The organism is Cyanobium sp. Maggiore-St4-Cus (assembly GCF_024345615.1).
GTDB classification, from domain to species: domain Bacteria; phylum Cyanobacteriota; class Cyanobacteriia; order PCC-6307; family Cyanobiaceae; genus Cyanobium_A; species Cyanobium_A usitatum.
In genome coordinates, this window is record NZ_JAGQBL010000004.1 from 31,215 (window position 1) to 43,599 (window position 12,385).

The following is a 12,385-nucleotide window of genomic DNA, read 5'->3' on the forward strand; positions in this document are numbered from 1 at the left end:
CCTGAGCATGGAATAGCGCCACGCCCCTTCTCAAGCCATGGTTGCTGCACGCCGCATTGGCCTCACCGGTGGCATCGCCAGTGGCAAGAGCAGCGTGGGCCGGCTGCTGGCGTCGCGGGGCCTGCCGCTGCTGGATGCGGATGTGTACGCCCGCGAAGCACTGGCGCCCGGCAGTCCCGCGGCCGGCTCGGTACTGGAGCGCTACGGGGATGGGGTCCGGGCGCCCGGAGGAGAGATAGATCGCGCCGCCCTGGGGCAGATCGTGTTTGGCGATGGCGCCGAGCGCCGCTGGCTGGAGCAGCTGCTGCATCCAGTTGTGCGAGCGTGCTTTAAAGCCCAGCTTCAGGAGCTGGCGGTGGAGCCGGTAGTGGTGCTGGTGGTGCCGCTGCTATTTGAGGCGGGCCTGGAGACCCTCTGCAGCGAGGTGTGGCTGGTGGACTGCGACGAGTCGCAGCAGCTGCAGCGATTGATGGCCCGAGATGGCCTGGGCGAGGCCGATGCCCGCGCCCGGATAGCCGCCCAGTGGCCGCTGGCGCGCAAGCGCCAGCTGGCCGATGTGGTGCTCAACAACCGGGGCGACCCCGAGCAGCTGGCCGCCCAGGTGGAGCAGGCGCAAGCGTGGCTCAGGCAGCTTTGATCCAACCAATTAGCGCCGGATAATCAAGTATGAATCGGACTGCCAGCAATACCAGCATCACCGCCAGGCTTGCAAACACAAGTCTCAGCTTTTGACTAGAAAGATTTAAAAGGGCAAGGTCATCACCTTGCGTATTGACAATTTTGCGGAACCCTTTCGCAGCTTGATTGAGTTGATATGCCGCAAACAATGCCGCCAGCGCCTGAATAGCGTCATCTAGTGTTCGCAGCATCAAGGAGACCTTGCCGCTCGCAATCACATTGAACAGAAACGATGCATTAGCAACGGAATAAACCACCAGCGCCAGAGCCGAAACAAGGCAAAAGCTGGCTAGGGCGCTGAAGTGCTTGTTTTCAGCAGCCCCAAACTCGAACTGGGAGTTGGTCACCTAAGTTAGTCAAAATAAGACCCCAAGACCTTAACTTCCCTGCGACTAAAAGCAATACCAGTAACTTTAATTAACATGGCCTAGCATCAGGCCTCTTGGGTGCTGATCCAAACTTGATGCTCAGCCGTTTAGCTTGTTGATCAAAATCTGGTTGGCGAGCTTGGGGTCGGCCTTGCCACCAGTTTTTTTCATCAGCTGACCCACAAAGAAGCCCTGCAACTTGGTTTTACCGCCGCGGAAGGCTTCCACCTCCTCGGGGTGGGCAGCCAGCAACTCCTCCACAATCGCCGTAATAGCAGCGGGGTCGCTGATCATGCCCAGGCCGCGCTCCGCCACGATCGCCTTGGCGGAACCGCCCTGCTCAAGCAACTCGGGCAGAATCTCTTTAGCGATCTTGCCGCTAATAATTCCGCCCTCAATCAGCTGCACCAGCTCAGCTAGCTGCTCGGGCTTAAGGGGCAACTCGGCAATAGCCAGCCTGTTGGCATTTACATAGGCGGCAATGTCGCCGGTGACCCAGTTGGCGATGCCCTTAGCGTCAGCGCCGGCGGCCACCGCGGCCTCGAAATATTCAGCCATCGAGCGCTCATCGGTAAGCACTCGGGCGTCGTAGATCGACAGACCCAGCTGGTCGGCGTAGCGGTGCCGCTTAGCAGCGGGCAACTCGGGCAGCTCGGCGCGCCAGCCCTCCCGCTGGGCGTCACTCACCTCGATGGGTCCAAGGTCGGGATCGGGGAAGTAGCGGTAGTCGCTGGCGCCCTCTTTACCGCGCATGCTCTTAGTGAGCTGTTTGGATTCATCCCAAAGGCGGGTTTCCTGCCGCACCGGCTCGCCGGTTTCGTAGGCCTTGATCTGGCGCTGAATCTCGTAATCAATCGCCTTCTGGATAGCCGAGAAGGAATTCATATTCTTAATTTCCACCTTGGTGCCGAAGGGGGCATCAGGGCCGCGCCGCACGGAGATATTCACATCGCAGCGCAAGGAACCCTCCTGCATGTTGCCATCACTCACGCCCAGATAACGCATGATCCGGCGAATCTCCGAGGCGTATTCCGCCGCCTCGCGGCCGGTGCGCAAATCCGGCTTGCTAACAATCTCAGCCAGAGCTACTCCGGCGCGGTTGTAGTCCACCAGGGAGTGGGTAGAGCCGTCTAGGCGATCACTACCGGCGTGTACCAATTTGCCGGCGTCTTCTTCCATGTGAAGCCGCTCTATACCGATGCGCTTCAAATAGGTTTCTTTGCCTTTTTCGGCCACCTCAACTTCAATCCAACCATCTTCAGCGATTGGCTCATCGAATTGGGAGATTTGATAATTCTTGGGCAGATCGGGATAAAAATATTGTTTGCGATCAAACTTGCTGTGCGCAGCAATATGCAGGTTGAGGGCAAGGGCTGCTTTTACTGCATACTCGAGCACCTTTTGATTAAGCACTGGCAAGGTGCCGGGCAGGCCACACACCACCGGGTCGATGTGGGTATTGGGGGCGTCGCCGAAGGCGGTGGAGGCGCTGGTGAAAATCTTGCTGGCGGTGCCCAGCTGCACATGGGTCTCCAAGCCAATCACCGCCTCCCAAGGGAGCTGCTGGGAAGTGACTGGTGATGCTGGTGCTACTGCCGCGCCTGTCATGGCCTGTATCGATGCCTGAGCCGATCCTATGGGGAGGTACTGGACGCCGGCCTCACGGGGGCGAGGGGGCTCCGGGGCGGATAGTGATTTGCGCTGTTTAGCTAAGCTAAAACTAAGTCCAGAGGTTTTTGCAGCCATGGCCTACCCGCCATTCCCCCCTGAGCCAGCACCAAGCAACCGGCCCCAGCTGGTGAATGTGCATGAAGCCAAAACCCAGCTCTCCCGGCTGCTGCTTCAGGTGGAGCAAGGCGAGGAGATATGGATCGCCAGGGCAGGCAAGCCGGTAGCCCGCCTCAGCGCCTGGGTGCCCAGCCCCAGCGCCGCCCACGCGCCGGGCGCCATGCGCCACGCCATTGCCATCGCCGCCAACTTCGACGCACCGCTGCAATGAAACGCCTGCTGCTCGACACCCAGGTGCTGCTCTGGTGGCTGGCCGACGACCCGCGTCTGCCGGCCTGGGCCATTGCCGCCGTACAGGCGCCGGGAGCAGAGGTGTTCGTGAGCCAGGTGAGCCTCTGGGAACTGGCCCTCAAGCAACGCCAAGGCCGGGTGCAGCTCGACCTGGCCCGCCTGGAGCAGGAGGTGACCCGTCAACACTTCCACTGGCTGCCCCTACGCAATGAGCACCTGCTGGCCCTGGCCGAGCTGGATAGCAGCGCCGCCCCCAGCGACCTCTTCGACCAGCTACTGCTCGTGCAAAGCCGCCAGGAACCACTGCTGCTACTCACCGCTGACGCGGCCCTGCGCTCCTGCGGGGCCACGGTGCTAGGGCTGGAGCCAGCGGCGCTGGCCCAGCCATGACTACAGCCAAGGGGCCAGCCATCACGGTGCTGGGGGGCGGCCTGATGGGCCTGGCCATGGCCCATCAGCTCGCCCGCCGCGGCGAGCCAGTACGGGTGCTGAGCCGGCGCCGCAGCGAAGCCGCCGGATTTGTAGCCGCCGGCATGTTGGCGCCCCACGCCGAGGGGCTCACCGGCGACCTACTCGCCTTGGGGCAGGCCAGCCTGCAGCTCATCCCCTCCTGGGTGGCCCAGATCGAAGCCGATAGCGGCCTGAGCTGCGGTCTGCGGCCCTGCGGCATCGTGGTGCCCTTCGCCACCTCGGCGGAGCGGGATGCCTATCCCACCGCCGCCTTCGGCCAGCGGCTCAATCGCCGCGGCCTGGAGCAAGAGATTGCCGGCATTGGCGAGCGCTGGCAGGCGGGCCTGCTGTTTGAACAGGACGGCCAGATCGACAACCGCCGCCGGCTGATGCGCGCCCTGGAGCGGGCCTGCGTGGAACTGGGGGTGACCTTTCAGGAGGGCAGCCAGGTGCTGGAGCTGGTCTGCGACCCGGCCGGCGCCCTCAGCGGGGTGCGTCTACGCAGCGCCGAAGGGGAGGAGCACCATCTCGCTGCCGATCGGGCGGTGCTGGCCTGCGGTGCCTGGAGCGCCCAGCTACTGCCCCAGCTACCGATCGCTCCGGTGAAGGGCCAGATGCTGTCGCTGCAGGGGCCGCGACAGGCCCTGCAGCGAGTGATTTTTGGGCCCGGCACCTACCTGGTGCCGAGGCAAGACGGCCTGCTGGTGGTGGGAGCCACCAGCGAACCCGAGGCGGGCTTCAGCGAAGGGCTCACCCCCGCCGGCCAGCGCCAGCTGCAGGAGGGCTTAGCCAGCCTGCTGCCGGAGGCGAGCGCCTGGCCGCCGATGGAGCGCTGGTGGGGCTTTCGGCCCCACACCCCAGACGAAGCTCCCCTGCTCGGAACCAGCCCCATCCCCGGCCTGTGGCTAGCTGCGGGGCACCACCGCAATGGTGTGCTGCTGGCCGCGATCACCGCCGAATTGGTGGCGGGATCGATCCTTGGCGACCTAGGAGCGGCAGAACAGCGCCAGCTGAATAACTTCAGCTGGCGGCGATTTAAGCGGACCTGATCAACCCTCGACGCGCCACACCTGGTCGGCGGGGCTCCAATCGCTCAGCTCGGAGGGCTGGAACCACAGGCCGATTTCGAATTCAGCGGTTTCGGGGGCATCGGAGCCGTGAATAACGTTGCGGCCGATGTTGATAGCCAGATCGCCGCGGATCGTGCCGGGCTCGGCCTCGAGGGGCTTGGTGGCACCAATGAGCTTGCGGGCGCTGGCGATGACGCCATCGCCTTCCCACACCATCGCCACCACTGGACCAGAGGTGATGAAGTCCACCAGGCCGGCGAAGAAGGGGCGCTCGCGGTGCACGCCGTAGTGACTTTCAGCCAGCTCGCGGCTGGGGGTGAGCTGCTTAAGGCCAACCAGCTTGAATCCCTTGCGCTCGAAGCGGCCGAGGATTTCGCCGACCAGACCGCGCTGGACGCCGTCGGGCTTGATGGCAATAAAAGAGCGTTCGGCGGCCATGGAGAAGAAGTCGATCCGGCTCATCGTCTGCGGCGGCCCTGCCCATTGGCAAGCACAGTGGTGCCGTGATCACCGCCCCCCACCAGCCCCCTGCCGTGAGCGCGACGAGCCCCGACAACCGGAATTCAACCGACTGGAGCGCCGCCGCCGGCGCCGCCCTCTACGGGCTGGATCGCTGGGGTGACCCCTATTTCTCCGTGAGTGATCGCGGCCACGTGATGGTGCAGCCCCGGGGCGACCGGGGCGGCTCCCTCGACCTGATGGAGCTGGTGCAGGAGCTGCAGGGCCGCGACCTAAGCCTGCCGCTGCTGATTCGCTTCGACGACATCCTCGAAGACCGGCTCGAACGACTGCACGGCGCCTTTGAACGGGCCATCGCCCAGTACGGCTACGCCGGCCGCTACCAGGGTGTGTTTCCGGTGAAGTGCAATCAGCAGCGCCATGTGGTGGAGGAACTGGTGAGCAGCGGCCGGCGCTGGCACTTCGGATTGGAAGCCGGCAGCAAGGCAGAGCTACTTATTGCCCTGTCCCTGATCGACGACCCCGAGGCCTTGCTGATCTGCAACGGCTACAAGGATCAGCGCTATATCGAGACCGCCATCCTGGCCAGGCGCCTGGGACGCCAACCGGTGGTAGTAATCGAGCAGGCCGATGAGGTGGAGCGGATCATCAGCGCCAGCCGCGAGCTGGGTGCGGCACCCCTGATCGGCATCCGGGCCAAGCTCTCGGCCCGCAGCACCGGCCGCTGGGGCAGCTCAGTGGGCGAACGGGCCAAGTTTGGCTTGGGCATCCCCGAGCTGCTGGCCACGGTGGAAGCTCTGCGGGCCGCCGATCTGCTGGGCGAGCTGCGCCTGCTGCACTTCCACGTGGGCAGCCAAATCAACGACATCGCCGTGCTCAAGGACGCCCTGCAGGAGGCCGGCCAGATCTACGGGGAGCTCACCAAATTGGGGGCGCCCATGGGCTACCTGGATGTGGGCGGCGGCCTGGGCATCGACTACGACGGCAGCCGCACCGCCAGCTCCGCCTCCACCAACTACTCGCTGCAGAACTACGCCAACGACGTGGTGGCAACGGTGAAGGAGTGCTGCGAACCCCACGGCATCCCCGTGCCCACCCTGGTGAGCGAAAGCGGCCGGGCCTTGGCTAGCCACTTCTCAGTGCTGGTGTTCGACGTGCTCGGCGCCGGCAGCCTGCCCGGTGCCGTGCCCACACCCCAAGAGGGCGAAGCCCTAATCCTGCGCAACCTGCGCGACACCTACGCCGCCATCACAGCGCCTGATGCCAGCGTGGAAGCCCTCCAGGAGGCCTGGAACGACGCCCTCAAGTTCAAGCACGACGCCTTGGCCGCCTTCCGCCTCGGCTACCTGAGCCTGCCGGAGCGGGGACTGGCCGAGCAGCTCACATGGGCCTGCTGCCAGGCCATCGCCGAGCGGATCAAAGGGCTGCCAGCGGCCACGGTGATCCCCGAAGAGCTACGGGCCCTGCCAGCAGCCCTGGCCTCCACCTACTACGCCAACCTCTCGGTGTTTCGCTCGGCCCCCGACACCTGGGCGATCGACCAGCTGTTTCCGGTGATGCCGATCCACCGCCTCGACGAAAAACCAGAAGCGCTGGGCAGCTTCGCCGACCTCACCTGCGATTCTGACGGCAAAATCGCCCGCTTCATCGATCCGGCCAGGAGCTCCGGGCAAGGCCAGGTGAAACCCCTGCTGGAGCTGCACAAGCTGCGTCCAGGGGAGCCCTACTGGATCGGCATGTTCCTCGGTGGCGCCTACCAGGAGGTGATGGGCAACCTGCACAACCTTTTCGGCAGCACCAACGCCGTGCACTTACGCCTCAAGGCCAGCGGCGGCTACCAGCTCGATCATGTGGTGCGTGGCGACACCAATGCCGAGGTGCTGGAGGTGATGGAGCACAACCCGGAGCTGCTGCTGGAGCGGCTGCGGGTGGCCAGCGAGGCAGCCATAGGCCGGGGCCAGCTGGGCATCAGCGACGCCCGCCGGCTGATGGCCCACCTGGAAACGAGCCTGCGTCAGACCACCTATCTGCAGAGTTGAAGGCTGGACAGGGCTGAGGATCACCCGCGCCGATCAGCGGGCACAGAAGCGGGCCGATAAGCCCAGCCGATCGACAGGAGCCTGGAGCTCCTTTGGATCAAAAGAGGGCGAGGCGTCAGCAGCCGTGGCCCGCAACATCGGCATGGGACGCATGCCGCCATCCAGCTGAATTTCCAGGGGCACAAGGGTGGTGCGACCAAGAACGCCGGCGATCTCCAAGGCCTGACCGCGTGCATCCAGGTAGGCGTCCCGCAACAGTTGACGCTGCACTGCCAGGTCACCCACCGCTGAAGCCTGGGTAGTGACCGGAGCCAGCCGTACCCCCGGCAAAGAACCCACCTGGCGCACCAGGGGCTGGAGGCGGCCGGGGGCCAGGGCACCACTCACCTGCAACTGGGCCTGGACCGCCGCCGGTCGCTGGCCCTCGGCACCCCGCTGCCAGGTGCTTGGGGAGCTCACCTCCAACTCCTGGACCTGCAGGCCCTGAAGCTGGCGACGCACGGCGGCCAACCGATCCTGCAGCAGCCCCAGGGCCCCATCCGCCGTCGGGCCCTCCGCCTCAAGACCTAAGGAAAAACGCAGCCGTTCGGTGACCCGCTTGCGCTCCGCCTGACCCCGTGCCTCCACCAAGGTGCCATCGCAGCTCAACAACACCTGCCCCTCGGCCCTCAAGGGCCCTGCCTGCAGGGCCGACAGCAATAAGAGAGTTGCGCTGCAAGACAGCAGCGGAATCGAACGACAGACCATGGCCATGGACAAGGGAGTTGACTTCAATTGTGGAAACAACCTGATGCCTGCGGCAAAACAAGGGGCTTGCGCCAAACCAGATGCTTACGCCAAAAATCATGGTGCTTGGAGCGCGGCCGCGGCTGGCCAGCTGGACCATGGCCGCTACTGTTGAAGCAAAGGCAGCCCTAGAGAATCCCTGGCCATGGTCGCGCTGCTGGCTTCGTTGCTTGGCTCGCTGGCCACCAGCCCCGCAATGGAGACGGGCCTTACCGTTTCCCCAACGCCTGCGGCGGCTGCACTGGTCGACCTAGTGCTCCTGCTCAGCTTCGCCCACTGCCTCTGTGATTTTCCCCTCCAGACCGACAAGGTCGCCGTGGGGAAATGCCCAGGCACCACCGTGGTGGGGGTGCCCTGGGGCTACTGGATGGCCGGCCATTGCGGCACCCACGCCCTGGCAGTGGCCCTAATCACAGGGGTCCCCTTGCTGGGAGCGGCTGAATTTGCCGCCCACTTTTTGATTGACCTGCTCAAATGCAGGAAGGTCTTCAACCTCGCCACCGATCAAACACTCCATTTTCTTTGCAAGGTGGCTTGGGCGATCTGCGCCGTCTCCATTGCCTGAAGCCGCCGGAGCCTCCCTCCACCATGTAGATGCCTGAGATGCTCGATTCCGGCGTTCTTTTACAGGGCCTAGGGCTGGAGGTCCTGCTGTTGGCCATCCGGCTGCTCTGTGTGCGCGCACAGTTGGCGCCGTTACCCCTGCGGCTCCCCAGCGTCGCGATCCTGATCTGGCTGGTCCACGCCAACCTTCCCGCCAGCATTGCCAATGAACAGAACCAACTGTGGCTCGATTCAGTGCTGCTGCTAAGCCGCAGCTATGCAGGCCTGCAGCTCATGTTCTGGCTGTTCCTGGAACTGCCGAGCCCCATCAGCTGGTGGGCCCATCCCCCCAAAATCCTGCGGGACCTCAGCGCCCTGGCCATCGGTGCGGCCCTAACCCTGGTAGTGCTCCAGCAAGCCGCCAAGATCAACGTGGTGGGCTTGGTAACCACCTCGGCAATCCTCACGGCAGTTATCGGCCTGGCGGCCCAGGAAGCCCTCAAGGATCTGTTTGCAGGGATCATGCTGCGAGTGGACAATCCCTTCGTCGAAGGGGATTACCTAGAGCTGGGCGACGATGTCAACGGATGGGTCGATTCCCTAACCCTGCTCAGCACGCGTCTGCGCCATGTGCACGGCGCTGTGATCACCTTGCCCAACAGCATGATGTGGCAAAAAAATATGCGCCGCTTCAGCCCAAAGGGCCCGATAGCACGGGAATTACATATTCATCTTGACCGGGAATTGCCACCCAATGAGGCAACCAAACTGCTCCTACGCGTAGCCGAACGCAGCCATCTGGTCTTGAAAAAGCCGGAACCACAGGCGATTGTCTACGCCTACCACGACTATGCAATCACCTACGAACTGGAGGTGTGGCAAGAGGATCCGACGGACATTGGCTACGACGACCTCAGGGGAGAACTCCTGAGCATGATCTGGTATTCGCTTGAGCGTATTGGCCAGCGGGTCCCATTCCCCGTGCAGGAGTACAAGCGCAGGCATGGACCGGCAATTCCTGAAGAACCTCAGGAATTCAATCTCCAACAACGGCTCGCCATCCTTAGCAAGAGCCCCCTGTTCGGTAACCTCAGCGACGAGCAACTGGCTGACATTTCCGCCCTCACCCGCTGTATACGCTTCGCAGAAGGCGAGCAGATCGTGGTGGAAAACGAGGAAGGCGACACTCTCTACCAAATTGTGAGTGGCCAGGTGGCGGTGATCAAAACCATGGCCGAGGGTGACCATCAAGAAGTGGCTCGTCTTGGAGCTCCGGCAATCTTTGGGGAGATGAGTGTCTTCAACGAAGAGCCCCGCAGTGCCACCGTTAGAGCCCTCGAACAATGCGTTCTGCTTGAAGTGGAACGCAACGATCTCCGCCCCCTGCTGGAGAGTCACCCCGCCATCGTGGAGCAGCTAGCGCAAAGCATCAGCGAAAGGAGAGCCGCACTGCTCAAACTCACGCCTGAAACCAAGGCCAAACAGGGCAACGATCTACTCGACACAATGCTCCGGCTGTTCGTCGGCTCCTGAACAAAGGCCCGCCAACGGCCGCGAAGAGAGGACTTCTAGACGGTTCAAATCTGAAGCGATGTGTATCGGAGTGATTGCCCCAGCCGGGCAGGCAAGTTAGAACGCATCGGAGTGTCCAGGGCATTGGCCATTGGTCCGCGCGCTGCCGATCAAGCCCTGCTGGAGACCATGGCCCTGTTAGACCCCACTACCGAGAACCTCCTACAGGAGATCGCTCTCGAGCTGGCCTTTGCACCCACGGGTGGCCACCAGTCCGTCGTCACCCTGTTGCAGGCCCTGCGCCAACTGCAGCAGCTGGGCCAAGCCCAGGAGGCGATAGAGAACCTGGTGAACTGGCTAGCTCCCCTAGAGGCCAGCGGCGAGGCCCTGGCCGAGGGCGACCTGGACAACCTGCAACGCCAGTATCTCGCCGTCGAAAAAGCTGTTTACGCCCAAGCTGCTACCTCCGCCATCGTCGCTCCCTCAGCCTCGGACACGGTCCGATCAAAGGCTGAGCCAAGTGCAGAGCCAGATGATGAAGCTGGCGGCGTAAGCGCCGAAGAACCCGGATTGACGATCACGGTGGAGAGTAAAGATGACCTGGAATTACTCAACGAGTTTTGCAACGAAGGTCGCGATCTACTCAGCCAGGTTGAGCAAGGTGTCCTGGTTCTTGAGCAACAGCCCGAACACCGAGAGACCCTCAACCAGGTGTTTCGAGCCTTCCACACCTTCAAGGGCGGCGCGGGGTTCCTGGGACTGGATCCCATCAAAGAACTAGCCCACATCCTGGAATCACTGCTAGATGCAGCGCGACAAAACATCCTGCCAATCGATCGACAAGTAATCAATCTGATCCTTGCCGGGGGAGACACCCTGCGTCAGTTCATAGATGGCATTGAGCAGACCATCCGCAGCACCGATAACAACACACCAATTATAGTTCCCACCCTGGAGTTGATCGCCAGGGTGAAGGCGACCTTGGCTGGTCAACCCGAAGAGCCAAGCCCAGCGATGCCGGAGATGCCGGCTGCACCAGCTGCGGCGACAGTAACGACAGCAGCAGCACCAAGAAGCAATCCCGAGGCCAACTCACCCGGACCAAAACCCAATCCAAATCCAAGCCCCACCCCAAATCCAGATCCAGATCCAAGCCCAAATCCAAAAGTAACTGCAGAAGGACTAAGCAATTTTGTCAAGATTGACACCCAGAAGCTCGATGCCTTGATCGATTTAGTGGGTGAACTGGTGATTGCCCAGTCGATGGTGGTGGAACATCCCGTGCTGGCCCAAGAACGCAGCGGCGACCTACCTCGCCATCTCCGCCAATTAGCCAGAATCTCTTCCGACCTGCAACGAAATGCCATGTCGTTGCGGATGGTTCCCATCCGCAACACATTCCAAAAGATGAAACGCCTGGTGCGAGATCTCGCCAGCAGCCAAAACAAACAAGTAAGCCTTGTACTGAAGGGCGAAGACACCGAACTCGACCGCAAAATCGTCGAAGCGCTAGCCGAACCGCTGATTCATATGTTGCGCAATTCGATCGACCACGGGCTGGAGCAGGCGGACGAGCGGCTCAACCTGGGCAAACCGGCCCAAGGAACGATCGAAGTGGAGGCCAGCCATCAAGGCGGCGGCATCCTGATTCGGATTGACGATGATGGTCGTGGCATCGATCCCGACAAAGTGCTCGCTAAGGCCAAAGAGCGTGGCCTTATCGATGCTGAGTTCCACGGAAACAAAAAGGAAATCCTCTCTTTGATCTTCCAACCGGGATTCTCCACAGCGGAAACAGTGACGGATGTCTCCGGTCGTGGCGTCGGCATGGACGTAGTGCGAGGCAGTATCAGCCGCCTGCGTGGAAGCATCGATGTCGAATCGAACGTGGGAAAGGGCACCAGCTTCCGCATTTACCTGCCCCTCACCCTGGCCATCATCGACGGGATGCTGGTGGGGGTAGCCAAGCAACGGTTTATTCTGCCCACCCTGTCGATTCAGGAATCGTTTAGACCCACTCGAGCAATGTTGTCGAGTGTCAAAGGTAGGGGGCAGATCGTCAACCTACGTGGAAATCTGATTCCCCTGCTGCAGTTGGGCTCGAGACTTGGCCTCCAAGACGGGGTACAGGATCCAAGTGAAGGCATCGTTCTGATCATCAACTCGGGGGGGCAGCCCAGGGGAGTAGTCGTCGATCGATTGATCAGCAAACAAGAAGTAGTCATCAAGGCACTCGGGGATACCTTCCAGAGCCAACCTGTCTTCTCCGGTGCCGCAATCATGGGCGATGGCCAGGTGGCCTTGATCCTTGATCCCGATGCGCTGGGCCGAGCTGAGAACCATGGGCCAGCTATGGCGATCAGCCGCAAAGACAGCCACAGCGAAGGTCCTTGATCAAACGAAGCCAATAACAACGGGAGTGAACCCGCTCAAAGCTTGGCTGATCCGCGTGACAGCCCAA

Annotated in this window: 12 protein-coding genes; 8 read left to right on the forward strand and 4 right to left on the reverse strand. The window is 62.3% G+C overall.

All coding sequences use genetic code 11. The features are described 5' to 3' along the window. Nucleotides 1-37: 37 nt before the first annotated feature. Nucleotides 38-637 (forward strand): dephospho-CoA kinase, encoded by a 600-nt coding sequence (gene coaE, locus KBY99_RS04780; protein WP_254997667.1) that lies wholly within the window; start codon nucleotides 38-40, stop codon nucleotides 635-637. On the opposite strand, the gene KBY99_RS04785 is transcribed toward coaE, so the two are convergent. Together KBY99_RS04785 and gatB are read right to left on the reverse strand one after the other, a co-directional pair. Further along, nucleotides 624-1,025, reverse strand: coding sequence for a hypothetical protein (locus KBY99_RS04785; RefSeq protein WP_254997668.1), 402 nt, complete (start codon nucleotides 1,023-1,025; stop codon nucleotides 624-626). The genes coaE and KBY99_RS04785 overlap by 14 nt on opposite strands. 120 nt (nucleotides 1,026-1,145) lie before the next feature. After that, complete coding sequence (gene gatB / locus KBY99_RS04790; protein WP_254997671.1) at nucleotides 1,146-2,654, reverse strand: Asp-tRNA(Asn)/Glu-tRNA(Gln) amidotransferase subunit GatB; 1,509 nt, start codon at nucleotides 2,652-2,654, stop codon at nucleotides 1,146-1,148. Nucleotides 2,655-2,790: 136 nt separating this feature from the next. Between gatB and KBY99_RS04795 the strand changes: the two genes are divergently transcribed. The 3 genes from KBY99_RS04795 to KBY99_RS04805 are packed head-to-tail and all read left to right on the forward strand — an operon-like array spanning nucleotide 2,791 to nucleotide 4,564. Beyond that, complete coding sequence (locus KBY99_RS04795) at nucleotides 2,791-3,045, forward strand: type II toxin-antitoxin system Phd/YefM family antitoxin (RefSeq protein ID WP_254997674.1); 255 nt, start codon at nucleotides 2,791-2,793, stop codon at nucleotides 3,043-3,045. After that, entirely contained in the window at nucleotides 3,042-3,455 is a 414-nt protein-coding gene (locus tag KBY99_RS04800) for a type II toxin-antitoxin system VapC family toxin (protein WP_254932388.1), read from the forward strand. Before KBY99_RS04795 ends, KBY99_RS04800 begins: the two co-directional genes overlap by 4 nt. Then, nucleotides 3,452-4,564, forward strand: a complete 1,113-nt coding sequence (locus KBY99_RS04805) for an FAD-dependent oxidoreductase (protein WP_254997676.1) — start codon at nucleotides 3,452-3,454, stop codon at nucleotides 4,562-4,564. Before KBY99_RS04800 ends, KBY99_RS04805 begins: the two co-directional genes overlap by 4 nt. On the opposite strand, the gene ndk is transcribed toward KBY99_RS04805, so the two are convergent. Beyond that, entirely contained in the window at nucleotides 4,565-5,023 is a 459-nt protein-coding gene (ndk, locus tag KBY99_RS04810; protein ID WP_106502738.1) for a nucleoside-diphosphate kinase, read from the reverse strand. A gap of 95 nt (nucleotides 5,024-5,118) precedes the next feature. Between ndk and speA the strand changes: the two genes are divergently transcribed. After that, nucleotides 5,119-7,083: a biosynthetic arginine decarboxylase gene (speA, locus tag KBY99_RS04815; RefSeq protein WP_254997890.1), complete on the forward strand. Its 1,965-nt coding sequence runs from the start codon at nucleotides 5,119-5,121 to the stop codon at nucleotides 7,081-7,083. Between the two features lie 33 nt (nucleotides 7,084-7,116). Here speA and KBY99_RS04820 read toward each other — a convergent pair whose 3' ends face one another. Next, nucleotides 7,117-7,836, reverse strand: coding sequence for an SIMPL domain-containing protein (locus KBY99_RS04820; RefSeq protein WP_254997678.1), 720 nt, complete (start codon nucleotides 7,834-7,836; stop codon nucleotides 7,117-7,119). A gap of 178 nt (nucleotides 7,837-8,014) precedes the next feature. On the opposite strand from KBY99_RS04820, the gene KBY99_RS04825 reads away from it, so the two are divergent. The 3 genes from KBY99_RS04825 (at nucleotide 8,015) to KBY99_RS04835 (ending at nucleotide 12,318) form a co-directional block, all read left to right on the forward strand. Next, nucleotides 8,015-8,434, forward strand: coding sequence for a DUF3307 domain-containing protein (locus KBY99_RS04825; protein ID WP_254997679.1), 420 nt, complete (start codon nucleotides 8,015-8,017; stop codon nucleotides 8,432-8,434). Nucleotides 8,435-8,463: 29 nt separating this feature from the next. Further along, a complete protein-coding gene (locus tag KBY99_RS04830; protein ID WP_254997680.1) occupies nucleotides 8,464-9,945 on the forward strand; it encodes a mechanosensitive ion channel family protein in 1,482 nt (493 codons plus the stop codon). A gap of 111 nt (nucleotides 9,946-10,056) precedes the next feature. Beyond that, on the forward strand, nucleotides 10,057-12,318 hold the full coding sequence (locus KBY99_RS04835; RefSeq protein ID WP_254997683.1) for a chemotaxis protein CheA: 2,262 nt from the start codon (nucleotides 10,057-10,059) through the stop codon (nucleotides 12,316-12,318). Nucleotides 12,319-12,385: the final 67 nt, after the last annotated feature.